This window comes from Pseudobutyrivibrio ruminis (assembly GCF_015057245.1).
GTDB lineage: Bacteria > Bacillota > Clostridia > Lachnospirales > Lachnospiraceae > Pseudobutyrivibrio > Pseudobutyrivibrio ruminis_E.
The window spans coordinates 15,367-39,879 of the sequence record NZ_SVET01000024.1 but is presented as its reverse complement, the minus strand read 5'-3'; the positions used below and the strand labels follow the sequence as shown (position 1 = coordinate 39,879).

23 protein-coding genes, 1 tRNA gene and 1 riboswitch are annotated in these 24,513 nt (G+C 37.5%); of the genes, 16 read left to right on the top strand and 8 right to left on the bottom strand.

Translation table 11 applies throughout. The features are described 5' to 3' along the window. The first annotated feature begins 121 nt into the window (after nucleotides 1–121). Together E7274_RS13695 and E7274_RS13690 are read left to right on the top strand one after the other, a co-directional pair. Nucleotides 122–194, top strand: a tRNA-Thr gene (locus E7274_RS13695). Nucleotides 195–267: 73 nt separating this feature from the next. Continuing rightward, nucleotides 268–1,398 (top strand): SLC13 family permease, encoded by a 1,131-nt coding sequence (locus tag E7274_RS13690; protein WP_304176632.1) that lies wholly within the window; start codon nucleotides 268–270, stop codon nucleotides 1,396–1,398. Between the two features lie 36 nt (nucleotides 1,399–1,434). On the opposite strand, the gene E7274_RS13685 is transcribed toward E7274_RS13690, so the two are convergent. Then, nucleotides 1,435–1,740: a hypothetical protein gene (locus E7274_RS13685; protein WP_304176630.1), complete on the bottom strand. Its 306-nt coding sequence runs from the start codon at nucleotides 1,738–1,740 to the stop codon at nucleotides 1,435–1,437. A 10-nt stretch (nucleotides 1,741–1,750) separates the two neighbouring features. Then, the gene (locus E7274_RS13680; protein WP_304176627.1) at nucleotides 1,751–2,128 is read right to left on the bottom strand and encodes a hypothetical protein; all 378 of its coding nucleotides are present in this window, start codon (nucleotides 2,126–2,128) and stop codon (nucleotides 1,751–1,753) included. 283 nt (nucleotides 2,129–2,411) lie between these two features. Between E7274_RS13680 and E7274_RS13675 the strand changes: the two genes are divergently transcribed. Further along, entirely contained in the window at nucleotides 2,412–2,714 is a 303-nt protein-coding gene (locus tag E7274_RS13675) for a DUF3303 family protein (RefSeq protein WP_304176624.1), read from the top strand. A gap of 98 nt (nucleotides 2,715–2,812) precedes the next feature. Continuing rightward, nucleotides 2,813–3,355, top strand: coding sequence for a rubrerythrin (rbr, locus tag E7274_RS13670; protein ID WP_044938739.1), 543 nt, complete (start codon nucleotides 2,813–2,815; stop codon nucleotides 3,353–3,355). A 38-nt stretch (nucleotides 3,356–3,393) separates the two neighbouring features. Here rbr and E7274_RS13665 read toward each other — a convergent pair whose 3' ends face one another. Both E7274_RS13665 and E7274_RS13660 read right to left on the bottom strand, forming a co-directional pair. Beyond that, the gene (locus tag E7274_RS13665; RefSeq protein ID WP_304176635.1) at nucleotides 3,394–3,588 is read right to left on the bottom strand and encodes a hypothetical protein; all 195 of its coding nucleotides are present in this window, start codon (nucleotides 3,586–3,588) and stop codon (nucleotides 3,394–3,396) included. A gap of 13 nt (nucleotides 3,589–3,601) precedes the next feature. Beyond that, the gene (locus tag E7274_RS13660; protein ID WP_304176621.1) at nucleotides 3,602–5,191 is read right to left on the bottom strand and encodes a Y-family DNA polymerase; all 1,590 of its coding nucleotides are present in this window, start codon (nucleotides 5,189–5,191) and stop codon (nucleotides 3,602–3,604) included. 199 nt (nucleotides 5,192–5,390) lie between these two features. Here E7274_RS13660 and E7274_RS13655 point away from each other — a divergent pair, with 199 nt between their 5' ends. Beyond that, the gene (locus E7274_RS13655; protein ID WP_304176620.1) at nucleotides 5,391–6,893 is read left to right on the top strand and encodes an NAD(P)H-hydrate dehydratase; all 1,503 of its coding nucleotides are present in this window, start codon (nucleotides 5,391–5,393) and stop codon (nucleotides 6,891–6,893) included. A gap of 194 nt (nucleotides 6,894–7,087) precedes the next feature. Continuing rightward, nucleotides 7,088–8,452 (top strand): diguanylate cyclase, encoded by a 1,365-nt coding sequence (locus E7274_RS13650; protein ID WP_304176618.1) that lies wholly within the window; start codon nucleotides 7,088–7,090, stop codon nucleotides 8,450–8,452. Here E7274_RS13650 and E7274_RS13645 read toward each other — a convergent pair. Both E7274_RS13645 and E7274_RS13640 read right to left on the bottom strand, forming a co-directional pair. Beyond that, nucleotides 8,438–9,400, bottom strand: coding sequence for an ion transporter (locus E7274_RS13645; protein ID WP_304176616.1), 963 nt, complete (start codon nucleotides 9,398–9,400; stop codon nucleotides 8,438–8,440). The genes E7274_RS13650 and E7274_RS13645 overlap by 15 nt on opposite strands. Nucleotides 9,401–9,427: 27 nt before the next feature. Further along, entirely contained in the window at nucleotides 9,428–10,222 is a 795-nt protein-coding gene (locus E7274_RS13640; protein ID WP_304176613.1) for an N-acetylmuramoyl-L-alanine amidase, read from the bottom strand. A gap of 107 nt (nucleotides 10,223–10,329) precedes the next feature. Beyond that, nucleotides 10,330–10,520: riboswitch (Lysine riboswitch) on the top strand. An 87-nt stretch (nucleotides 10,521–10,607) separates the two neighbouring features. Here E7274_RS13640 and dapA point away from each other — a divergent pair. The 8 genes from dapA (at nucleotide 10,608) to E7274_RS13600 (ending at nucleotide 20,406) form a co-directional block, all read left to right on the top strand. Beyond that, a complete protein-coding gene (gene dapA, locus E7274_RS13635; protein WP_033153043.1) occupies nucleotides 10,608–11,492 on the top strand; it encodes a 4-hydroxy-tetrahydrodipicolinate synthase in 885 nt (294 codons plus the stop codon). After that, complete coding sequence (locus tag E7274_RS13630; protein WP_304176611.1) at nucleotides 11,479–13,014, top strand: Na+/H+ antiporter NhaC family protein; 1,536 nt, start codon at nucleotides 11,479–11,481, stop codon at nucleotides 13,012–13,014. The genes dapA and E7274_RS13630 overlap by 14 nt, the downstream gene beginning before the upstream one ends. Before the next feature lie 43 nt (nucleotides 13,015–13,057). Further along, nucleotides 13,058–13,534: a KdsC family phosphatase gene (locus E7274_RS13625; protein ID WP_304176610.1), complete on the top strand. Its 477-nt coding sequence runs from the start codon at nucleotides 13,058–13,060 to the stop codon at nucleotides 13,532–13,534. Next, nucleotides 13,519–14,298, top strand: a complete 780-nt coding sequence (locus E7274_RS13620; RefSeq protein ID WP_304176608.1) for a TraX family protein — start codon at nucleotides 13,519–13,521, stop codon at nucleotides 14,296–14,298. Before E7274_RS13625 ends, E7274_RS13620 begins: the two co-directional genes overlap by 16 nt. 114 nt (nucleotides 14,299–14,412) lie before the next feature. Beyond that, nucleotides 14,413–15,768, top strand: a complete 1,356-nt coding sequence (locus tag E7274_RS13615; protein WP_304176606.1) for a uracil-xanthine permease family protein — start codon at nucleotides 14,413–14,415, stop codon at nucleotides 15,766–15,768. A gap of 104 nt (nucleotides 15,769–15,872) precedes the next feature. Then, a complete protein-coding gene (upp, locus tag E7274_RS13610) occupies nucleotides 15,873–16,511 on the top strand; it encodes a uracil phosphoribosyltransferase (protein ID WP_033153058.1) in 639 nt (212 codons plus the stop codon). A gap of 11 nt (nucleotides 16,512–16,522) precedes the next feature. Beyond that, nucleotides 16,523–18,799, top strand: coding sequence for a hypothetical protein (locus E7274_RS13605; protein WP_304176604.1), 2,277 nt, complete (start codon nucleotides 16,523–16,525; stop codon nucleotides 18,797–18,799). Between the two features lie 104 nt (nucleotides 18,800–18,903). Next, nucleotides 18,904–20,406: a flotillin family protein gene (locus E7274_RS13600; RefSeq protein WP_304176602.1), complete on the top strand. Its 1,503-nt coding sequence runs from the start codon at nucleotides 18,904–18,906 to the stop codon at nucleotides 20,404–20,406. A 47-nt stretch (nucleotides 20,407–20,453) separates the two neighbouring features. Here the strand turns inward: E7274_RS13600 and E7274_RS13595 are convergent, their stop codons facing one another. Together E7274_RS13595 and E7274_RS13590 are read right to left on the bottom strand one after the other, a co-directional pair. Then, complete coding sequence (locus E7274_RS13595; RefSeq protein WP_304176600.1) at nucleotides 20,454–21,824, bottom strand: MATE family efflux transporter; 1,371 nt, start codon at nucleotides 21,822–21,824, stop codon at nucleotides 20,454–20,456. A gap of 30 nt (nucleotides 21,825–21,854) precedes the next feature. Next, entirely contained in the window at nucleotides 21,855–22,742 is an 888-nt protein-coding gene (locus E7274_RS13590) for a class I SAM-dependent methyltransferase (protein WP_033153063.1), read from the bottom strand. 520 nt (nucleotides 22,743–23,262) lie between these two features. On the opposite strand from E7274_RS13590, the gene rpsJ reads away from it, so the two are divergent. Both rpsJ and rplC read left to right on the top strand, forming a co-directional pair. Next, entirely contained in the window at nucleotides 23,263–23,574 is a 312-nt protein-coding gene (gene rpsJ, locus E7274_RS13585; protein WP_015548360.1) for a 30S ribosomal protein S10, read from the top strand. A 236-nt stretch (nucleotides 23,575–23,810) separates the two neighbouring features. Further along, on the top strand, nucleotides 23,811–24,494 hold the full coding sequence (rplC, locus tag E7274_RS13580; RefSeq protein WP_033153065.1) for a 50S ribosomal protein L3: 684 nt from the start codon (nucleotides 23,811–23,813) through the stop codon (nucleotides 24,492–24,494). Nucleotides 24,495–24,513 lie beyond the last annotated feature (19 nt).

Genomic DNA, 24,513 nt, shown 5'->3' with positions numbered 1-24,513 from the left:
AAGGTGTAAGTGCGGTAACGCATTCAGCTGATGAATACTAATAGATCGAAGGTTTATTCTAAAAAGAAGATATGTAGATTCGGAATACTGTGTGAAGTTTTGAGGTTGTTATTTATAACAAGCCGATGTGGCTCAATTGGCAGAGCAGCTGATTTGTAATCAGCAGGTTATCGGTTCGAGTCCGATCATCGGCTTTGACTTTAAATCGCATGCTTAATAGCTTGCGATTTTTTTTTATAATTTTTTATTATATGTGGGGATTGTATTGTGGAAGCTATAAAACATTTTATTAAAAATGAAATTGTATTGTGTGTAGCCTTGGTTTTAGCTATTGTTTCTTGTTTTTTTGTTCATCCAAGTAGGGATTATTTTAACTATATTGATTATCGTACTCTTAGCATTCTTTTATCTTTGATGATAACAATGGCTGGCTTTCAGCGACTATCAGTATTCAGACAAATCGGTGAATTATTAGTTGGTAAGATGAATTCGATAAGAGGGATAGTCCTAATCTTATTAGGATTGTGCTTCTTTTCAAGCATGTTTATAACAAATGATGTAGCTCTATTAACATTTGTACCTTTTTCTATAATTACGCTATCTATTTCAAATAGAAAAGATTTGTTTATTGTTGTTATCGTGCTTGAGACTATTGCGGCAAATCTTGGAAGTATGCTAATTCCTTTGGGAAATCCTCAGAATTTATATTTATATTCATTGTCAAACATGAATCTGATAAGCTTTATTTCCATAATGTTACCTTATAGTATATGTGCATTAATTCTTTTAGTTTTAAGTACATATATCTTTGTGAAAGATGCACCGGTATCTGTTTCAGGGGATTCAAAAAAGGTATATAACAGAACGACATACGAAAAAAAATTGATTGGATTATACATATTTGCCTTTTTAGCATCATTATTAGTAGTGGCACGGATAATTCCATATTATGTTTCTTTAATAATAGTGATTTTGTTGGTTGTGATATTTGATAGAAAAGTGCTTAGAAAGCCAGATTATTCATTATTGTTTACTTTTGTTTTTCTATTTGTTTTCATTGGTAACATTAAGAATATATCTTTTATTAGTACCTTTTTAGAAGATTTGATTAAGAATAATGAAGTGGTCGTTTCAGTTGTTTTGAGTCAGTTTATAAGCAATGTGCCGGCAGCTATACTATGTTCAGGTTTTACTGATGCTATTCCAAAACTTATTATAGGTACAAATTTAGGTGGATTAGGAACGCTTATTGCCTCAATGGCAAGCCTTATTTCATTTAAACAATATAGCTATATTGATGGAGCTGATAGTAAAAAGTATATAAAAGTATTTTCTATATTTAATATCGTCTTTTTGATCATCATGTTAATTGAATATATGATGATAAATTGGGTATAAGAAAAGCCTCGTGCTGAGCACGAGGCTTTTAATCTTTTAGTTTGATAATGAATGTTTAATTACACCCTTTGGATCTTTAATTAAGATAAAGATAATCCAAATAACAAGTGCTAATGCAATAACAGAAAAACCGAGGAATGTATCATTGATCATATCTTCCAAGGCTGGAGTGAAGTACTCGGCACGTAATTCAACATATTCAAAGATTGCATCTACGAACCACATTATTGATGCACCCCAAAACATAAACATTAACACATGAAGCTGCATATCATTATTTTTGCGATTATACCATAATACTGTACTAATAACCGCAGCGATAACTGTAATCAGTAATGTCATATTATCCCCCTTAATTAGTTGTTTTCATTGTAGAAACAGGTCTTTTTACAATCATATCAGCTGTAACGCACATGCCAATCCAAATAACTGTTACGAGAACTGCCATAGAAACACCTACAGTAGCAATTTCATGTAGCATTTCCTGAGTATCTTCTGGATTTGACATTGCTGTTAAAAATGGGAAGAAAGGTTGTACTTCGCCATGCCATACATGCTCAAATGCAAGTAAAGCAGAGCCTCCCCATAAAAGATTTGAAAGCCATTTTAACTTTCTTGTCATAGGAACTGAAGTGTTTTCTTCATGTTTTTCAGTACCTTGTTTTTCCATTTTTTTCTTAATGATTGTTGTTACGATAGCTTCTCCAGCTGGAACAGTAAAGCAAGCCATAATTCCCCTCCTTAAATATATTGATTGATTCAATTTTGTAATGAATCTCAAATAATTATAACAGCGAAAATACAACTATTATAGGAAATTTCTATAATTTGTATATTCAAAAAAATATGGCAGATATTCCAATAGGGAATACCTGCTATATTTAATATTAAATAAAAATGCTTATAGTCAAAATACAATCCTTATTTTATTTTGAATTTTGGAGTAAAAGCGCTATAATAGGCTTCGAGTTTGTTTTTTACTCAAAAGATATAATGTTAGAGAGAGAAAGAGAATGTTAAAACAGGTAGTAATTTGGACATTGCAGGATAAATGTTTTGGCCCAAACCTTAGTGCTATTAAAGGCAATATTAAAACGAGATTCGAAGAGTTAAATGGACAGGTTCCAGGACTCAATAGAATTGAGGTACATAGTGAATGCATGAGTTCATCTAATGGTGATGTTATTATGGTGGCAGAATTTGAAGATGAATCATCATTGAAGCAAAGAGAAAATAATGAAATGTGGAGTGCTGCTATGAAGGAGACGGTAGTCCCATTTGTTGAGGTTACAACACATGTTGAGTATGCATATTAAAAATGCACTAAATTGCACTAATTAATTTTACACAACATAAACATTAGATATGTTACAATCTTCCTAAGGGTACTATTAAAGTATAAGGAGGAGTTCTAATGGCAGAAAATAAATATGCAGGTACAAAAACAGAGAAAAACTTGTGGGAAGCTTTCGCTGGCGAATCAATGGCAAGAAACAAATATACATATTTTGCATCAGTTGCTAAGAAAGCTGGTTATGAGCAGATTGCAGCGTTATTCTTAAAGACAGCTGATAATGAGAAGGAGCATGCAAAACTTTGGTTTAAAGCTCTTGGTGAAATAGGAGATACACCAGCCAATCTTTTACATGCTGCAGAAGGCGAAAATGCTGAATGGACAGATATGTATGACAGAATGGCTAGAGAAGCCGAGGAAGAGGGATTCCCAGAGCTTGCAGCACAGTTTAGAGGTGTGGGGGCTATTGAAAAGGAGCATGAGGAAAGATACCGTAAGCTTTTGAATAACGTGGAAGCTATGGAGGTCTTCAAAAAGAGTGGTGTAACAATGTGGGAATGCCGCAATTGTGGACATATAGTTGTTGGAGTAGAAGCGCCTGATGTTTGTCCAGTATGCAATCATCCAAAGGCATATTTTGAAGTAAGAGCAGAGAATTATTAATAAATAATAAACGCTGGAGCAAATAAGCTCCAGCGTTTTTATTCATGAGATTTTTGGGCCTCTTCGTTAATCATATCTTCGTAACCGGTAAGAGCTGCAAAGGGTGCAAATTGAGCAGCACGATCATACAAGCTCATATGTGGATGAGTGAGAGATTGATGATGAGGCATATCGATTATATCTTTGTATACAATTCGTGGGTCGGGTTCGTTTTCTCTATATCTATTTGCCAAAGCTTTACTCCTTTTATTCACCAGAAGAATGGCCACCAACTTGTTTATTGCGCTTCATAGTCATGGCACCATCTTGAAGATTTATACCTTTTAGTACAGAATTTTTTCCAAATTTATCATGCATTGCCAGGGTGGCTTTTTGAAGCTTACGTTCTTTTTCATCAGCTTTATCAGCTGCTTCTTTTTCCTTTTCCAAAGCATTATAGTCAGTGAAAAGATCCATTTGGTACGGCTCGTCATTAGGTATTTTATTAATTGGAATCAAATCACATGCTACAACATTGATTCTGCGAACTAATAGGTCAGAATCGACAATACGATCGTATAGCTCAACCATTACCTCCATAATTCTTTGAGTGGAGCTGGTCCAACGGTCTAAGTTGCCTGTTCCATGAGCATGATAAGGGATGGGGCGACCAAAGTGGTCAACAGAAACTTTTCCGGTATAGTATTTATTTGTGCCAGCTATTTTAAAAGTAGATCGTCCTATACTTGAACCTTCTTTTTCAACTTCTAAGCTTGTTCTATCATATCCGATGGTTAATTCGATTTTTTTGGTGACCAAATCCTTTCTAACTAAATCAAGAACCAAAAGCTCTGTCATTTCTTTGACTATGAGTCTAGCTTTGTCAGTAGTGTAAGGCTCCATAAGAACTTGACCACTGGAAAGACTGTTTGTTTGTGGCCTATATCTTTTGATGGTAGCTATTTCTGTGGGCTCCCAGCCCCAAGCATGGTCAATTAAAAGTTCTGCATTTATACCTAAAGCTTTATATAGAACATCTTCGCTATACACGCTAGTACGAGCGATATCGCCCATTGTGAAAATTCCAAGCTTTGCAAGGCGTCTGGCTATTCCACCTCCAACTCGCCAAAAATCTGTAATAGGCTGATGGCACCAGAGGAGCTCACGATATGTTTTTTCGTTTAATTCAGCGATTCGAACGCCCTGTTCATCGGCAGGAACGTGTTTTGCTACAATATCCATTGCAATTTTTGCAAGGTACATATTGGTTCCGATGCCTGCTGTCGCAGTGATGCCTGTCTCTTTAAGAACATCGCGAATCATACGCATTGCAAGCTCGTGAGCAGTACAAGAATAGGTATTCAAATATCCAGTGACATCTATAAAACACTCATCAATGGAATAAACATGAATATCATCATCTGAAACATAACGAAGATAAATAGAAAAAATATAAGTGGATATTTCTTCATATCGTTTCATTCTAGGGGGAGCTGCAATATAAGCAAGTTCTAGAGAAGGGTCTTTTTCTAGCTCATCTGCATTGGAAGAGGAACCAGTAAAGTGGTATTCTCCGGTTTCTGGATTCTTTGGGAGTAATCCTAATGCAAGGGCTCGATTAAAACGCTCGGCATTAACTTCTTTAACGCGTTGTATTACTTCAAATAAACGCGCTCTGCCGGGAATGCCATAGGCCTTCAGAGAAGGACTAACAGCGAGGCAGATTGTTTTTTCAGTACGGGAAGCATCAGCCACAACCAGATTAGTTGTAAGTGGATCCAAACCTCTATCCGTGAGCTCGCAAGAAGCATAAAAGGATTTTAAATCGATGGCAATAAAAGCACGGTTCTTTTCCATATGGCTGACCTCCTTTCGTAATAATGCATCTTATATGTTATATCCGAACATGTATTCGTGTCAATCGAACACTTTATAAAATTTGATAAAGAGCTATAAACTGGTTCCAAAATCAACATAGATTTTAAGCAATGTAGTATACTGTTGTTAGATTTTTGAGTTAACTATCCAAATGAACGCATTATTATTGGGGGATAACATGACAGAATTATTATCGGCAAAACAGATGCAGGAGTGCGACAATAGAACAATTGAAAAGCATGAAATACCATCTTTGGTTTTAATGGAAAGAGCGGCTCTTAAAGTAGTTGAAACTATAGAAAAAGAATATGGGAATGCCAATAGTTTTTCGGTGGTTTGTGGTCCTGGTAACAATGGTGGTGATGGTGTAGCTATTGCTAGGCTATTAAAAATAAAGGGCAAAATGGTAGACTGCATGGTGTTGGGAAACTCTGAAAAGTTTTCGGAGCAGTTAAAACAGGAGATAAAAATAGCGGAAAGCTATGGTATGACAATTCACAATAAGCTAATCGAGGAATCCATAGAACGGGCAGATTTAACAATAGATGCCATGTTTGGTATAGGTCTGTCACGAGGCTTGTCAGGCGAGTTTGATTATGCGGCGCAAATAATTAACCAATGTGCAAATAAAGTTTTAGCTGTGGATATTCCTTCAGGGTACGATACTGACAGTGGAAAACTTTTAGGTGAAAACGGTGTCAAAGCAGATACGACAGTAACCTTTGCATATATGAAAAAGGGACTATTGTTAGGCGATTGTAAAGCCGTTGCAGGAAAAATAGTAGTTGTAGATGTTGGAATTTATCTAGAAAATGTAACGGATCAATATGCAACTCTAATAGATGATGATATTTTTAAATTTGTAAAGCCACGGGCTGTAGATGCAAATAAAGGTAGCTGCGGAAAGCTTCTTGTCATTGCAGGAAGTGAAAGCATATACGGGGCTTGCTATCTTTCGGCAAAATCGGCGCTTGCAACAGGTACAGGGCTGGTGAAAATATACACTCATAAAAATAATATTGCAAGCATTCAGCAAAATTTACCTGAGGCAATGTATACAGGATATGATGAATACAATGAAAAAAGTCTGGCTAAGGAAATGGAGTGGGCTTCAACAATATTGATTGGACCGGGCTTTGGAACGACGGATATGTCAAAAAGCATTCTTAAGCAGGTATTATCTGACGTTAAAGTGCCATTGGTAATTGATGCAGATGGAATAAACCTATTGGCTGAAGACGATATGAAAGAGCTACTAAAGGCCGCTTCAGCAAGAGTACCAGTTGTTATTACTCCACATTTAAAAGAGATGGAGCGTTTGACTGGTATTAAAGTGGCTGACATTAACTACAATATTGAGAGGGTAGCTAACGACTTTGCGGTAGGATATGGTTGCATAATTGTGCTTAAGAATTTTACTACGGTCATAACAGACGGTGAGATAGTCAATTTTGTAAATAGCGGTAATGAAGGCCTGGCAACCCCAGGTTCAGGCGATGTGCTGGCAGGGGCTATAGCATCACTTATAGCTCAAAAGGTTAATCCATTAATAAGAGTGGAGGTTTGTGCTGCCACTTATTTGCATGGAAGAGCTGGTACGGCGGCATCTGAGATGCATGGAGTAAGAGGAGTGTTGGCTAGACACATTATTGATGAGTTTGCAAAAATAGAGGCATTATGAATTAATAATTCACAGTAATTTCACAGTGTAGGCAAATTATTATTGGATTAATATGCTAATGTTAAAATATGTTTAAGTTTGTAGACACTTTTCGAGAAACTCAACATAAAGAGAATGCTCAGATTAGAACTTACTTTAAGGAATGCATTGAAAATATTAATAAGAGCAATCTTTACATGATGCGCAAGGTCTGCATGTATACTTCTATTATTTATTCACTTCTTTTGATCTTGGCTCATTTTGTTGTGCCTAGTTTTAAAATCCATGGAGTGCACTTCTTAATAATTCCGTTGATGGTTGTCTATTATATAATTAATCTGCACCTTAGAAAGCCATGGGTTCATATAAGTACTCATATGACTGGAATAATATGTGGTATCTTCTATTTTTCACTAGTAACAATCATAATGTTGTTTGATGCGGTGGCGGTTTCGGAGCGCCCTGCAGTGTGGACGCCTCTTGTGATTGCACTGTTTCCTATGGTTTACATTGATAAAATGTATAAATATGGTTGTGAAGAGCTTATTGCTATTATTATATATGCTATAATCGCATATTTTTATAAGGAGCCCGAATTATATACAAGAGAATTATATATGCTAATGGCAGCATATGTTATGTCTATGTTGTCAGCCCACATTATATTGGTAATGCGTAGCAGAGAAGGGCTGGCTATGATTGAACTAAAGCAATTAAGTTCATTGGACAAGCTTACACATGTTCTTAATAAAGATACTCTTATGCAGCGAATGGAGTACCAGTATATGCAAAAGAAACCAGAGGAAGCATGTGCAATGATTATGGTTGATATAGATAACTTCAAAGATGTAAACGATAATCTGGGGCATGATGCTGGAGACAGGTTATTGGAACGTGTAGGACAGCTTCTTATCGATAATTTTAGAGCTTACGATATAATAGGTAGATACGGAGGAGATGAGTTTGTCGTTCTAATGCCTAAGATGAATGACATGACCATTTTGGAGATGAGATGTCGAACGCTCCAAATGTTTATGACAGATATAAATCTTGGAAACGGACAACCATTTACAGCTAGCATTGGAGCAATAATCGATGATGGAAATCACACCTGCAGTGAGATTTTCAGAATGGCCGATGATGCTTTGTATAAATCTAAGCTTTTTGGTAAAAGCAAGTGTACAGCATGGAAAATTAGCAACTTTGAATATCCTTCAAAGCCGGTAGTGATTGCATTAACAGATGGCGACATTAATATAATATTTGGAATAGTTGAAGATACAATTAAGAGATTTGAAATAGTGAAGACGCATAATGAGGATGAAGCTCTTAGATGCATCAGTCAATATCATGAGAAGCTTCAGCTTGTAGTAGTGGATATGTTACTTGTAAATGAAAGCGGAATAATTATTAGATATTTAAAGAAACGAGAAGGCTTTATGCATATACCAATTCTAGCTGTGGCAAGCTCCCCGGAGGAGAGCTTCCAAGCAAAAGAATTAGGTGCTGATGAAGTGGTGATGACAGATTCATCAGATGAATTGAAACAGCAAACAATTAATAGATTAGTACGTATGTAGGAAATACATATCGGCGGCAAGGATAACTTTGTCGCCGGTTTTTAATTTGAGCTCTTGTATAGGAATGAGAGCTTCATCATCCCTCATAACAATGGCAGGTAGAAAATGGTCGGGAACGCTTATTTCAGATATATGTAAACCATTCCAGCAATGAGCATCGTTGATGTTTACGGTAATTAAATCAATGTGTTCATCTTTTGCAAAGCTTGCAAGAAGCTTAACCCTAGAATAATGCTCAACGAAGCCGGCACTAATGATACCTGTTGGAATAGCGACTACTCCTACCCCTAAAAATGCTGTCACAATTGCCATGATTCTGCCTGCTACGGTGATGGGATATATGTCTCCATAGCCAACGGTTAATAGTGTGGATACGGACCACCAAATTCCGGAAAAGGCATTTCTGAAAACTTCGGGTTGGGCATCATGCTCTGCATAATAAATTCCGATTGAACTGGCAAGCATAAGAATCAGCACTATCATAACAGAGGACATAATCTGATTCTTTTTTTCTTGTAATACTGAAATGATTACGGCGAAAGAATCATACTGTCCGTTAATTCGAAACAGGTGGAAGATTCGTACGATTCTAAGAATTCTAAATGCAACAAAACCTGATAAATAGAAAAATGGCAGTATTGTAAACAAATCCACAATGCCATCAAAGGATATTAAAAACTTCAATACAGCTTTGTATTTGGGAAGTTGTGGGTAAAGTAAATCTGCAGTCCAGATCCTAAGGGCATATTCTATGCAGAAAATAATAATTGTGATGTAGGCGACTTTGTCTAAAAAAGAAAAATAAGGAGACAATTCGCTGTAGGTTTCCAAAATCATCACCAGTATGTTGATACTGATGATGATAGTGATAAAGATATCAAAAAGCCTACTTGGAATATCATCCTTATTTCCAATTTGAATAATATTAAATATTCTTTGTTTGCTCAAAACAAAATTCTCCCCAATACATATAAATTACTTTAATGTAAGTCCGTAGTAGTTTGCGATGCCAGTAGCATCTGCAATGCCAAGCTGTTGATACTGCTCAGGTGTTGAAAGATGATTAACTCTATCAGAGTAGTTTGTGCAGAATGCATGCTCAACAATGACGCATGGAAAACCTGCTGTTTTAGACTGATTAATAAGAGCATAAAAATCTTTTGCTGAACCGTCAGGATATTTACTAGATTCAGAATCTCTTGTGACGATTCCAGTTCCATTTGGACAAAGCTTCCAGTTGTTTACATTAAGGCCTGTGGCTGTAAGCTGAGTCAATATTGACTGACCAAGTGTAGTGCCGGCTACGCATATATCTGGCTTGTAGTTAGCATTTGGAACAATTACTTTAGAACCATTCTGAGATACATCTAAATCTGGATCATAGTCGTTGTGCAAGCTAACAAGCACGTCTGCCTTAACTGACTTTGCATAGTTGACACGTGCTGATAAGCAAGATGATTTTGAATCGGGATCCGCTCCGTATGGACATTCGAAACCATAACGAGTCATATATACTGTGACGCCAGAATATTTTTCTAATTCTGCTTTGCAATAGTATGCAATATAAAGATTTGCAATACCTTCTTCAAAGTTTTCATAATGACATCCTGTATGAGTAGAGTCGTGACCAGGGTCAAGGACTACAACAATATTCTTTTTAGCTGAAGATTTTGATTTTGCTTCAGAATAGAATGAATTGCTTGTGAAAAGCAAAGATACAAGGGCAAGTCCAAGAACAAGACTAATGCCTTTTTTTAAAAACGATTTCATCTTATTATTCCTCCATAAATTTGGTTTAATTTTAACATAGATTTACATTTATTAGCAATTTATAGTTGACATGTAAAACATAGCGATGTAGTATATACACAAATTTAATAAGAGATAGAGGTTGCGAATGACAAAAGTAATCTTGTTGATGGGACAGGCCCATGTGATACAGGATGAAAGGGGATTTCGCCGAAGGAGAGTAGCACCTGATGCTTCTTGTCCTGGGCATATGGTTAATAGCCACATGACTGTCATCTAATGCAATGTTTGCAGTAATAGATGGGGAGCTATCATAAGATGTATTTTGATTTATGTTGCCGACCATTTATTGGTCGGCTTTTTTATTGCATCAATTGGGATTATTTAGCTAAAAGGAGGAATTGTAATGAGTATTTTTACAGGTGCAGCAGTAGCAATTGTCACACCATTTAACGAGGACTGTTCAGTTAACTATGAGAAACTTGATAATTTGATTGAGTATCAAATTAAAAATAGTACAGATGCCATTGTAATTTGTGGAACAACAGGCGAAGCTTCAACTCTTTCTCATGAGGAACACTTAGATGTGGTTCGTCATTGTATAAAGACAGTTAATCATCGTGTGCCAGTTATTGCAGGTACAGGCTCTAACTCTACAGAGACAGCTATATATTTGTCTAAGGAAGCAGAAGCTGCTGGGGCTGATGCAGTACTTTTAGTTACTCCTTATTACAATAAGGCAACTCAAAATGGACTTTATGTTCATTTTAAAGATACAGCCGATGCCATCAATATCCCATGTATTCTTTACAATGTACCAAGCCGTACAGGATGCAATATTCTTCCTGAGACAGCAGTACGTTTGGCAAAGGATGTAAAAAATATTGTCGCAATAAAAGAAGCATCAGGAAACATAAGTCAAATTGCAAAGCTTCTTCAGCTAGCTGATGGATGTATTGATGTATATTCTGGCAACGATGACCAAATCGTTCCAATTATGTCACTTGGTGGAATTGGAGTTATTTCAGTTCTTTCAAATGTTGCACCTCAGCAGACTCATGATTTGTGCCAAGCATGCTTGGACGGAGATTACAAAAAGGCATCAAAGATGCAGTTAGATGCATTACCTCTTATTGATTCGCTATTCTCAGAGGTTAACCCAATTCCTGTAAAGAAAGCTCTTAATCTTATGGGATTTGAAGTAGGACCTCTCAGAAAACCTCTTACAGAAATGGAAGAGGGGCATACAAATATATTAAAGGAGAACATGAAGACATATGGAATTTACTAATACAATATGGTCGCTATTGCCACCAATTATTGCTATCGCTTTGGCGTTAATAACAAAAGAAGTTTATTCTTCATTATTTATAGGAATTTTTGCAGGCGGATTATTGTATGCTGGATTCAACCTTACAGCTGCAATGGAACATATCTTTGTAGATGGAATGATAGGACAGCTTTCAGATAGTTGGAATGTTGGTATTCTGATTTTCTTAGTTGTACTTGGAAGCATGGTTATGCTTATGAACAGAGCTGGCGGTTCAGCTGCTTTTGGTAAATGGGCTGTTACTCATGTAAAAACAAAGGCTGGTGCGCAGGTTGCTACTATCGTTCTTGGTATGTTGATATTCATCGATGATTATTTCAACTGCTTAACAGTAGGTTCAGTTATGAGACCAGTTACAGATAAGCACGGTATTTCTAGAGAAAAGCTTGCATATTTAATAGATGCAACTGCCGCTCCAGTTTGTATCATTGCTCCTATTTCATCATGGGCAGCAGCTGTAACAGGATTTGTAGATGGTGCTAATGGCCTTTCATTATTTATTAAAGCTATCCCATACAACTTCTACGCATTATTAACACTTGTTATGATGTTTACAATCACATATATGAACTTTGATTATGGTTCAATGAATTTAGCAGAGCTTAATCATATGGCTCAGAATAAGATTAAGGTGAAAAAAGATGGCGCGGCACTTACAGGAGCTGAGGATCAGCCTCATCCACCTGTTTCACAAAAGGGTAAAGTTATTCACCTTGTACTTCCAATTATATCGCTTATCATTTGTTGTGTAATTGGTATGATTTATACAGGTGGATTCTTCTCAGGTGAGAACTTCATTGATGCTTTTTCTAATTCAGATGCATCAGTTGGACTTGTATATGGCTCAGTTGTAGCTCTTATTATTACTATTATCTTTTATCTTGCAACAAAAGTGCTTAGCTTCAACGAATGTATGAATGCTATTCCAGAGGGATTCAAGAGTATGGTTCCAGCCATCTTGGTTCTTACTTTTGCATGGACATTAAAATCAATGACAGATTCTCTTGGTGCAGCAGAATATGTTGGTGGTCTTGTTGCAGTAATTGCAGATAACAGAGCTCTAATGAGTCTCTTACCAGCTCTTGTATTTGTAGTGGGTGTTTTCCTGGCATTTGCTACTGGCACATCATGGGGAACATTTGGTATTCTTATTCCTATCGTTGTAAATGTATTTGGTGGAGATGTAAATAATGAACTTATGATTATTGCAATCTCTGCTTGTATGGCAGGCGCTGTTTGCGGCGATCATTGTTCGCCTATTTCAGATACTACAATTATGGCATCCGCTGGTGCAGAATGTAATCACATTAGCCATGTTAGTACTCAGCTTCCATATGCGATGACAGTTGCTGCGGTATCATTTGTTTCATATATTATTTCAGGCTTTGTTAGAAATTGGGCAATATGCTTGATAATAGGCGTCGCTCTTATGATTGGCACATTATTTGTTATTAAAAATATTTTTGTAAAGAAAACTGCATAAGAATATTGTATAATCTCCTTAGATTTTCTAAGGAGATTTTTTAATGAAGAATATAAAGTATTTAGTATTAGATGTTGATGGCACACTTACGGATGGCCATATTTATATGGGGCAGGAAGGGGAAATAATGAAAGCCTTTTCAGCCAAAGATGGATACGGCATCTGTCATATAGCAAAACCAAATGGAATCACACCTGTTATTATTACAGGCCGTGTTAGTAAGATAGTAGAGAATCGCGCAAAGGAGCTTAGCATCACAGAGATACATCAGGGAGTTGCAGATAAGCTGCCAAAGCTTATGGAGATTCTTGAAAAAAACGGCGATTCTTTGGAACAATGTGCATACTGTGGTGATGATTTAAATGATTATGATTGCATGAAACACATCAAAGATGCTGGTGGTCTTGTTGGCTGTCCGGCGGATGCAGCAAAGGAAGTAATAGAGCTTGCAGATTACGTTGCAAGCAAAGATGGTGGTAGAGGTGCAGTTAGAGAATTTATAGAATGGTTGGTAGAATAATGGGGAAAAAATCTTTTGAAATAACAGGAACAGGTCTTAAGCTGATCGCGGTTATTACTATGTTTATAGATCATATTGGAGCAGGCCTGCTCGAGGTATGGCTTACTAATAATGCCGGTGTTATATCACAAGAACTTTATGACAAAGTATTTCTTGTTGATGCTGTTTTGCGAAGCATCGGTCGTATGGCATTTCCTATATATTGCTATCTGCTTGTGGAAGGCTTTATACACACTAGAAATCTAAAAAAATATGCCATTCGTTTGCTTACTATAGCGGTGATTTCAGAAGTACCATTTGATTATCTTTTCAGAAGAAGTTTCTTTGATTTAAACTACAACAATGTTCTTTGGACTTTATTATTAGGCCTAGGCGTTCTTTATGCTTATTCGCTTATTGATGGATTAGATATTAACGTATATGCGATATATGCTTGTAGGATTCTTGTAATGTTTGCGGGTATGGGAATAGCCTACTATGCTCATCTTGATTATAAGATGGCCGGTGTGACCTGCATATCAGTAATGTATTATTTGAATGGGCCAACTAAAAAACAAAGATTATTGTCCTTTGGAATGGGTGTGTTGATGCTTACGCTTATGTCTAGTGTTTTAGAAGTGTTTGCATTCTTGATGCTTATTCCTGTTTCAAGCTATTACGGAAAACGTGGAGCTGATAGTGTGGCTTTGCGCAGATTTTTCTACCTCTTTTATCCAGCCCACATAATTCTATTAGGGCTAGTAGCATTTGTGCTAAAAATATAATAGTTATAAATAGTAATAAAAACTATTGTCAAACCTATATCAAAATGATAGAATACTGAAAGTTTAAGTTAATTTAAACTTTCAGTTTAGGTTAAACAAAAAAGGAGGATATGTATGAACACTCATGCACCAATTAAAGATGCCACTCAGCTTGGTATTCCGAAAATGTTAGTTTTGGGACTTCAGCATTTATTCGCAATGTTTGGAGCGACTATTCTAGTTCCAATTCTCGTCAACAACTATTTCGAAGGCGAAGGTCTTTCAATTCAAGTTACTTTATTTTTCGCAGGTTTCGGTACCTTATTTTTCCATTTATGTTCTAAATTCAAAGTTCCCGCATTTCTTGGTTCATCATTTGCTTTTTTAGGCGGATTTCACACAGTTGCTAATTTAAATACAGGTATTTTCAAAAACATGACAATGGGCGAAAAGCTTCCATACGCATGCGGCGGTATTGTTGTGGCTGGTTTATTATATTTGGTACTTGCACTTGTAATAAGACTTGTTGGTATCAAAAAGGTTATGAAGTACCTTCCACCAGTTGTTACTGGACCAATCATTATCTGTATTGGATTGTCATTAGCACCTTCTGCAATAAGCAATGCATCTCAGAATTGGTTGCTTGCAATCATTGCACTTGCTGTTGTTATTATTTTCAATATTTGGGGTAAGGGAATCTTTAGAATTCTTCCAATCCTTATGGGTGTAGTAATTTCATATGCTTGCGCACTTATTTTCAATGCACTTGGAATGACAAACGCAGATGGAAGTGCAATTCTCGATTTTGCAGCAGTTCATGAAGCAGCATGGGTTGGCTTGCCAGATTTCTTCGTTTGCAAGTTTAATCTTTCTGCAATCCTTGTTATGGCACCAATCGCCATTGCTACAATGATGGAACATATCGGAGATATGTCTGCTATTTCAGCAACAGTAGGAGAGGATTTTGTTACAGATCCAGGTTTACATAGAACACTTGTAGGCGACGGTCTTGCTACAAGTATTTCAGCTTTGTTCGGTGGTCCTGCTAATACAACATATGGAGAGAACACTGGCGTACTTGAGCTTTCAAAGGTTCACGATCCTAAGGTAATCAGAATTGCAGCTTGCTATGCAATCGTTCTTTCATTCATCCCTAAGATGGCTGATATTATTGGTACAATGCCAAGCGCAATCGTAGGTGGAATAAGCTTCATGCTTTATGGTATGATAAGTGCAATAGGAATAAGAAATGTTGTAGAGAATCATGTTGATTTTACAAACTCAAGAAACCTTATCATTGCAGCAGTTATTCTTGTATGTGGTCTTGGTTTTTCAGATGGTCTTACATTCACAGTAGGAAGCACTGATATTACACTTACAAGTCTTGCAATTGCAGCAATCGCAGGTGTAGTTCTCAATGCTATCATTCCTGGTAGAGATTACGAATACGGTGATCCTGAAAGATACAGATTTGATAAAGAAGGTATCTAATTCTATTTAAAAATATCACTGTAGCTGTTAGAATATAAATATAGATATCGACCCTTTCATTATTATGAATAGGGATATAGATAAATTTTTTGGAGGCTAATTTAATGGAGAAATTAGATAACGTAGTAGAGCTTACACATCCTCTACTTCAGCACAAAATTACAATGCTTAGAGATAAGAACACAGGAACAGCAGAGTTCCGTGCTCTTGTAGAAGAAATAGCTATGCTTGAGGCTTTTGAAGCACTCAACGATTTACAGACAGTAGATATCGAGTGCGAGACACCAATCGAAAAGTGCATGGCACCAGTTATTGCTGGTCGTAAGATGGCAATCGTGCCTATCCTTCGTGCAGGTCTTGGTATGGTAAATGGCATTCAGAAGCTTGTACCAACAGCAAAGATTGGTCACATTGGTATGTATCGCGATGAGGAAACACATATTCCACACGAGTATTACTGCAAGCTCCCAAGCCCAATCGAGGAGCGTCTTATCGTTGTAACAGACCCTATGCTTGCTACAGGTGGTTCAGCAATCGATGCTATCACACTTATCAAGCAGCATGGTGGAAAGAGAATCAAGTTCATGGCGATTATTGCTGCTCCAGAGGGAGTTAGAGCTCTTCATGAGGCTCATCCTGATGTTCAGATTTACATTGGTCACATCGATCGTGAGCTTAATTCTGATGCATACATTTGTCCTGGTTTAGGAGATGCTGGCGATAGAATCTTCGGAACCAAGTAAAGGAGTCGACTTTGGAACCTATCACTATTGAGGCAGGTAAAAAGTTAATAAATGAGAACGACCCGGTTGATAGCATGTATGTTGTTATAGCCGGAGAGATAGTACAACAATGGAGGGGCCAGACTTTAAGTCTAGGCCCTGGTACTGTTGTTGGGCTTTCTGATGCTTTAAACCATCAGTATGAAGCAGATTATACTGTAAAAGAAACAGCCACCGTCATTAAATGTAATTATAAGACGATGGCTGATTTTGATGTTATCTTTAAAGAGCAACCAGTATACATTTTTGGCTTTGCAAAAGGTGCATTCAGACAGTGTAGGGATGTATTCAAAATTTATGATGCCTACAAAAAGAAGGTAGATGATTTTACAGATTACTGCAGAGGAATAAACACTGAGTATCGCAAATTATGTCGCGCAGCCTCTATGACACCTGTAGAGATTCCTTTGTTGGAGGAGATGGAACCACTTGAGCTGAAGAATGAAATTCTTAAGTGGGAACATGATTACATTGATAGCTTAAATTCTGTTGACAATAAAGAAATTGAAAATATTTATGGCAAGCGCACTGAAATTGTTAATGGTGTTATCGGTATTAGCTGTGGCTATATGGCTAGAGCTATCGAGTGCGCGGAGACGATGGGCTTTTATATTGAAGAGTTTTCGCCAATTCTTCTTTCTCAAGAAAGAGGAGATATGTTTGAGTCACTCTTTAATCTTCGAATATATATGGCAGAACGTGGCATGGAGCAGGATGGCATTATTAAGCTAATGAAGATGCTTTATAAGTATCTCTCTACCTGTGGAATCTACGATAAACAGCTTATCAAAGAAAGATGGGCTGAATACGATTCACACGATTTTGCAGCTTCTGCAGCGGCGTTTGATGAAGCAAAGGTGCAAAAGCAAGCTGAATTTACTCAGACCTTCGAGCATATTTGTGAATTTGCTGAGGTGGATGAGGATAAGCAGAATGAGTACAGAAAACAGCTTGATGATTATTTGGCTCTTTCTGATAGAGAGGGTAAAGAGGACAACGAGCGCCGTATAAGAAAGAAAGCTGTAGATTTGTTTTATGATATTTATCGTAAAACATTCTTTAGAGCGTTGGAATTCGAAGCTATGGGTGGAGAGCTAGATACCATCATCCTTATGTTTTTGAATTTCGGCTATATAGATTATGAGGCTGTGGGTGAGGAGCTTACTTATCAGCTTGCTGATTTGGTAGAACGCTTAGAAACTTTATGTGAAAGCGACCATCTCTTCACTATATACAAATGGCTTCGCATGGTTTATCAGGCAGACAGAGAGCCAAGCAAGAATGAGCTTGATTTGGACTATAGAGGTTTTGTTCTTGAAGAAAGAAAATCTGGAAATATTCCTGAGTCTGAAATGCAGACATGGATGAATGACCAGGAACAGAAAGTCATTTTTGAAATTGATAATTTCTTCAAGTCAGCTAATAGAACAACATCAGGAAAGATGACGGCGTTCTGTCCAGTTCTTACTAAGGAAGACTTTGGCGCAGAGCCTATGAGATTATTATTGACTCAGGCAAAGCTCATGGAAGCTATGAACAAAATCGAAGAAGTCGATTATGGCATTTTCTTGCGTGAGGGCTACTTTACAGATATGGATGCAGGGGTAAAGAGCGAGGCTTATTTGAAGCGAGTTGAGCCAGACATTATCCTTCTTCCCAATGTGGGAATGCGTGCTATGATGTGGCAGGAATGCGGTGGAATAAAGGTGGATTCACCTGGTCGCTTTGTATTCCCTATGTTTACTCTGGATGATATCGACAAGATGATGATTTACTGCTGTGGAGCATTCAGATGGGAAATCTGTAGAAAAGAGCAGGGATCAAGATGGAATGATATTGGCTCTGAATGTCTTACATCAGACTTTTATGATTACTTTACATTCTATAGAAAGAATAAAGACCTTTCTGCAGAAAATAAAGAAAAAGTAAAGACGCTTCTTAAATCTTCTCGAAACAATATGCGTGAAGCCTTTACAAAGCAGTATACAATTTGGATTAATTTTGAGGCCCAGGGAAGTATTCGTCTGAATAAGGCTGAAAGAAATATTCTAAACAAACACTGTACTTTCTCAAAGGCTTACAGAGCAAAGGTTAAATCTCATCCAATGTTCGAGCAAGGTATTTCGCGCCATGAGATTAAACAGTCGCAGGCTTTACATCATTTGAAAACAATCATTGATAAGGTTGAGAAAAATGATGGAGTTGTACCCGATGAGGTTAAAAAGGGAATGGAATACTTAAAGATGTAATAAATTCTAAAAAAGTATTTACATACTACTTTAAATATGCTTTAATATAACTGTCCAAACTTATAGGTTTGGGCAGTTATTTTTTTGAAAGAGAGGGAAATGTTATGGAACTAATACCTATTATTGCACTAATCATTGTAGTTCTGTTAGTAATTGTTGCAGGTTATGTAAAGGCACCACCAGACAGAGCTTACATCATTTCAGGTCTTCGTAAGACACCACGTATTCTTGTGGGAAGAGCTGGAATCAAGATTCCATTTTTCGAGAGAGTTGATAAGCTTTATTTGGGGCAGATGACTGTTGATATCAAAACTGAGCAGTCAGTACCTACTAATGATTTTATTAACGTAAATGTCGATGCTGTAGCAAAGGTAAGAATTGGTACAGATGCTTCTTCAATTCAGCTTGCAGCAAAGAACTTCCTTAATAAGAATCCAGAGCAGATTACACAGGATTTACAGGATTCTTTACAGGGTAACATGCGTGAAATCATCGGCACACTGTCATTAAAGACTATTAATACTGATAGAGATAGTTTCTCGGATCAGGTTATGGAAAAAGCGTCAAAGGATATGAACAAGCTAGGTATCGAAATCCTTTCTTGCAATATTCAGAACGTAACTGATGAGAATGGTCTTATCAATGATCTTGGTATGGATAACACAGCTAAGATTAAAAAGGATGCAGCTATCGCCAAGGCACAGGCTGATAGAGATGTAGCTATTGCTCAGGCTGAGGCTGACAAGGCAGCAAATGATGCAAGAGTTATAGCTCAGACAGAAATCGCTGAGAAGAACAATGCACTCGCAATCAGGCAGGCAGAGTTAAAACAGCAGGCAGATACAGCAAATGCTGCAGCTGATGCAGCTTATTCAATTCAGGAACAGGAACAGCAAAAGACAATTGAAACTGCTACTGTAAACGCGCAGATTGCAAAGGCCGAGCGTGAAGCAGAACTCAAGCAGAAGGAAGTTCTTGTTAAGCAGCAGGAACTTGCAGCTCAGATTGAAAAGCAGGCAGATGCTGAAAAGTATCAGGCAGAAAAGAAAGCAGAAGCTGAATTAGTTCAGAGACAGAAGAAAGCTGAGGCTGCTAAGTATGAGCAGGAGCGTGAAGCTGATGCAAAGAAAGCTCAGGCAGAAGCTCAGAAGTATGCTGCAGAGCAGGAAGCAGCTGGTATTAAGGCTAAGTATGATGCAGAGGCAGCCGGTATTGCTGCAAAAGGTAAAGCTGAGGCTGAAGCTATAAAGGCAAAAGGTCTTGCGGAAGCAGAAGCTATGGAAAAGAAAGCTGAAGCATATCGTAAGTACAACGGTGCAGCTATGGCAGAGATGATGATTAAGGTAATGCCTGAAATCGCCGCTGAAATTGCTAAGCCACTTGCTGCAATTGATAAGATTAACATTTACGAAACTGGAGATGGAAGCGAAGGCGGAGCTGCAAAAATTTCAGGTAATATGCCTGTAGTATTAAAACAGGTATTTGACACTATGAGTGAGGCTACCGGCGTGGATCTTGCAGAGATTATGAAAGCTAACACATACGATGCTAAGGTTAACAAAAATGTTAATATCACAGGCGCTAATGTGGATGTGAAAACAGAATAATTGAAATAATAAAGAGCCAATCAGCACGTAACTGATTGGCTCTTTTATTAAATGTTTTTGAATTCTGGACGTGAGAATTCTCGTCGAATAAGTATGAAACAGATTGTAAACGAAAGTACATCTGCAACTGGTCCGGCATATAAAACACCATCAAAACCAAAGAAAAATGGTAAAAGAATAATTAATGGTGTAAGGAATAATACTTGCCTTGTGAGTGACATGAAAATTCCTTTGTAAGGTTTTCCAATTGCTGTAAAGAAATTGGAAGTAAGAGGCTGCAAGAATGCAGTACAAATACCAAATAAGAATATTCTGAAATACCTAGTACAGAAATCAAAATACAACTCTGAACCTGAACCAAAAATTGAAACTATTTGGCGAGGGAAAAGCTGGAAACATAACCAACTTATTGTTGTAATGATTGCAGCTAATTTAATGGCAAGGTGATAAGCATCTTTTACTCTCTGGTAGTTTTTAGCACCATAGTTGAAACTAATGATTGGCTGTAAGCCTTGAGAAATACCGATTACAAAAGAGAAGCATATACCATTAACTTTTGAAATAATGCCGGCGCAAGTAATAGGAATATCTGAACCATAAATAGATTGAGCTCCATAGTGACCCATTATATGATTCATCACAATTTGTACAAGCATCATAGCGATTTGATTAATAAATGGAGCTGTACCTAAAGAGGCAATTGCTATGATAATTGAAAGCTGTGGAACGAAATGTTCCTTGTTAAGTTTTACTGTTTTGAATCTAGTCAAATAGAATAAAACCATAAATCCAGCGATATATTGCCCGATGATTGTTGCAATAGCTGCACCTGACATTCCCCATCCGAAGACTGCTACGAATAAATAATCAAGTATCGTATTTACGATAGCACCTACGAGGTTGATTGCCATAGTCATATTTGGGCTGCCATCAGCTCGTACAAGATGACTTCCGCCACCTGATAAGATAAAGAATGGAAATCCAAGCGCACATATTTTTGAATATTCCATTGCGTATGGGAGAATGTTTTCTGTTGCTCCACATGCCAACAAAATTGGCTCAAGGAAAAGCTCGGTTATAACTGTCAGGATTAAACCGCCTATTAACATTACAGTTACAGCATTACCAATGTAATGGCCGGCCTTTTCTGTTTCGCCGCGGCCCATCGCCAAGTTAAATGTTGAAGCAGCACCAATGCCGCACAAAAGTGCAATCGATACGTTTAAAATTGAAAGTGGAAACTGGATATTTGTGGCACCGTTACCAAGTGGTCCTACAAAGTTTCCGATGAATAATTGATCAACCATGTTGTAAAGAGAACCTACAAGCATGGCTATTATACTAGGGATAGCAAATTTTTTTAGTAGCTTTCCTACTGGCTGTACACCAAGAGGATTAATAACGTTTGTTTCAGTCATATAATTGAGTTCCTTCTATATTATAATATGTTATTTTCTAACCCAACGTCCGCTGGCTCCGCATGGTAATACTAATCCTGATTCTGTAACTGGAAGACCAATTTCGTCAGCGTTAACCTCCCCTGGATGTTTATCCAATAAAGCTGTGCTTATCATATAATTTAATACAGCTGGCTGTAAACCTGTTGTGTAAGAGTTTACTAAGAAGAAAAGAGCGTCATCTGAAAGGATTTGCTCGCAAAGCTGTATGAATGGGAAAATATCATCTTCAATTTTCCAAATCTCGTTCTTTGATCCTCTTCCGTATGAAGGTGGATCCATGATGATTCCGTCGTATTTGTTGCCACGACGAATTTCGCGTTCTACAAACTTACGGCAATCATCTACAAGCCATCTGATTGGAGCTTCAGAAAGACCAGATGAGGCAGCATTTTCCTTTGCCCACTGTACCATGCCCTTTGATGCATCAACGTGAGTTACCTGGGCACCGGCTGCTGCGGCAGCAAGAGTTGCACCTCCTGTATATGCAAAAAGATTAAGGACTTTAACAGGACGTTTCTTTTCAGTTACTTCCTTATTTATAATAGAAGAAAACCAATCCCAGTTAACAGCTTGCTCCGGGAAAAGACCTGTGTGCTTGAAAGCGAAAGGCTTGAGATTGAATTTTAAATCATGTCCGCAAATGGGATAGCTGATGGTCCACTGTTCTGGTAAATCAAAAAATTCCCATTCGCCACCACCCTTATTTGAACGATGATAATGTGCGTTTAACTTCTTATAATAAGATGATTTCTTTGGGGTGTTCCAAATGACTTGTGGGTCTGGTCTAAGTAGAATATAGTCGCCCCAACGTTCAAGCTTCTCACCCGAAGAGCAATCGATTATTTCGTAATCTTTCCAATTTGATGCTGTATTCATATTTCACCAAGTTACTTATGGAAGTAACAATCCTTTCTATATTAAGTATATTATTTACAATAATAATTACTTCCTATATTATAGGTAATAATTTCTTATACCTTGAATATTATACTTGAAGATTGTCAATGTTCAATGTCTAATAGTGCAAACACTGTATAAAAAACACAATATTTAGTAGAAAACAGGATTGTACTAAATAAAAAACAATATTTTTCTTCTTTTTATTGCAGACTTCCCATTTCTCGTGTATATTATTACTTGCTGTGACATGATAGCTATGAAGCGTGAGGTTGCAACCCAGCTTGCTGAGGTTGGTTTTCCGTGGAGCGAATGTCAAGTTAGGAAACTGACGACAAGTCACTGTACAACAGAAAACCGTCCGCATTTGCGGAGACGACGTGTGAGAACTTGGTTCGAACTTTGAGTTTTAAACCATGATACACACGGGTAAGTGTACAGTCGCCACTTGTTCGATTTTTCAGAAATTAGAAAAACGAAAAAGGAGGAGACTTTTTTTATGGCAAATCAAGTTATGAGAATCACACTCAAGGCTTATGATCATGAGTTAGTAGATTCATCTGCCAAGAAAATCATCGAGACTGTTAAGAAGAACGGAGCACAGGTTAGTGGTCCAGTACCTCTTCCAACAAAGAAGGAAGTTGTTACAATTCTTAGAGCTGTACATAAGTACAAAGACTCTCGTGAGCAGTTCGAGCAGAGAACTCATAAGAGATTGATTGATGTCATCGACCCAACACAGAAGACTGTTGAGGCTCTTTCAAAGTTAGAGATGCCTGCAGGTGTTGAGATCAGCATCAAGAACAAGTAGTTGAGTTCATTTAATTAAGAAAACATCCAAGATGGTTTTATATAGAAGTAATAAGCTTTTTCATGATTTTAACTTAAAATCATGAACATCCGCGAGCCTCATTCGCATGGCGAATTATAATGGCGAGCGTCATTATCTTATTCCACTTATATGACACTGTTCTAGGATGAACGGTTCCGCTACCCCATAGTTTTGGGCAAGAAGCGTTCCGCTGTAGAAAATGGAGGTAAGAAAACATGAAGAAAGCTATTTTAGCTACAAAGGTCGGAATGACTCAGGTCTTCAATGAAGGCGGCGAGCTTATTCCTGTAACTGTACTTTCTGCAGGTCCATGTGTTGTTACACAGATTAAGACAGTAGAAAATGATGGTTACGATGCTGTTCAGGTTGGCTTTGTTGACAAGAAAGTAAAGCTTGTTAATAAGGATGCAAACGGACGCAAAGAAATTATTCATCGCAATGGCGTAAACAAGCCAGAGAAGGGTCACTTCGATAAGGCTGGTGTTGAGCCAAAGAGATTTGTTAGAGAGTTCAGATTTGATAATTGTGCAGATTATGCACTTGCTCAGGAAATCAAGGCTGATATCTTTGAAGCTGGCGACAAGGTTGATGCAACAGCTACTTCAAAGGGTAAGGGATTCCAGGGCGCTATCAAGAGATTAGGCCAGCACAGAGGCCCTATGGCTCACGGTTCTAAGTTCCACAGACACCAGGGTTCAAATGGTGCTTGTTCTTCACCTAGCCGTGTATTCAAGGGCAAGGGTATGCCAGGTCAGATGGGCGGAAACAAAGTAACAATCCAGAACCTTGAGATTGTACGTGTTGATGTTGAAAATAATCTGCTTTTAGTAAAGGGTGCTGTTCCAGGACCTAAGAAGTCTCTTGTAACAATTAAAGAGTCAGTTAAAGCAGGAAAGTAATCTTACGATAGGAAAGGAG

Coding starts and splice junctions, on each gene's coding strand:
- E7274_RS13650 (WP_304176618.1), top strand. CDS start 7,088: ATGTATACTTCTATTATTTATTCACTTCTTTTGATCTTGGCTCATTTT.
- E7274_RS13680 (WP_304176627.1), bottom strand. CDS start 2,128: ATGGCTTGCTTTACTGTTCCAGCTGGAGAAGCTATCGTAACAACAATC.
- rbr (WP_044938739.1), top strand. CDS start 2,813: ATGGCAGAAAATAAATATGCAGGTACAAAAACAGAGAAAAACTTGTGG.
- upp (WP_033153058.1), top strand. CDS start 15,873: ATGGAGAAATTAGATAACGTAGTAGAGCTTACACATCCTCTACTTCAG.
- E7274_RS13615 (WP_304176606.1), top strand. CDS start 14,413: ATGAACACTCATGCACCAATTAAAGATGCCACTCAGCTTGGTATTCCG.
- E7274_RS13590 (WP_033153063.1), bottom strand. CDS start 22,742: ATGAATACAGCATCAAATTGGAAAGATTACGAAATAATCGATTGCTCT.
- rplC (WP_033153065.1), top strand. CDS start 23,811: ATGAAGAAAGCTATTTTAGCTACAAAGGTCGGAATGACTCAGGTCTTC.
- E7274_RS13600 (WP_304176602.1), top strand. CDS start 18,904: ATGGAACTAATACCTATTATTGCACTAATCATTGTAGTTCTGTTAGTA.
- E7274_RS13675 (WP_304176624.1), top strand. CDS start 2,412: ATGTTAAAACAGGTAGTAATTTGGACATTGCAGGATAAATGTTTTGGC.
- E7274_RS13595 (WP_304176600.1), bottom strand. CDS start 21,824: ATGACTGAAACAAACGTTATTAATCCTCTTGGTGTACAGCCAGTAGGA.
- E7274_RS13685 (WP_304176630.1), bottom strand. CDS start 1,740: ATGACATTACTGATTACAGTTATCGCTGCGGTTATTAGTACAGTATTA.
- E7274_RS13625 (WP_304176610.1), top strand. CDS start 13,058: ATGAAGAATATAAAGTATTTAGTATTAGATGTTGATGGCACACTTACG.
- E7274_RS13640 (WP_304176613.1), bottom strand. CDS start 10,222: ATGAAATCGTTTTTAAAAAAAGGCATTAGTCTTGTTCTTGGACTTGCC.
- E7274_RS13660 (WP_304176621.1), bottom strand. CDS start 5,191: ATGGAAAAGAACCGTGCTTTTATTGCCATCGATTTAAAATCCTTTTAT.
- dapA (WP_033153043.1), top strand. CDS start 10,608: ATGAGTATTTTTACAGGTGCAGCAGTAGCAATTGTCACACCATTTAAC.
- E7274_RS13655 (WP_304176620.1), top strand. CDS start 5,391: ATGACAGAATTATTATCGGCAAAACAGATGCAGGAGTGCGACAATAGA.
- E7274_RS13630 (WP_304176611.1), top strand. CDS start 11,479: ATGGAATTTACTAATACAATATGGTCGCTATTGCCACCAATTATTGCT.
- rpsJ (WP_015548360.1), top strand. CDS start 23,263: ATGGCAAATCAAGTTATGAGAATCACACTCAAGGCTTATGATCATGAG.
- E7274_RS13620 (WP_304176608.1), top strand. CDS start 13,519: ATGGTTGGTAGAATAATGGGGAAAAAATCTTTTGAAATAACAGGAACA.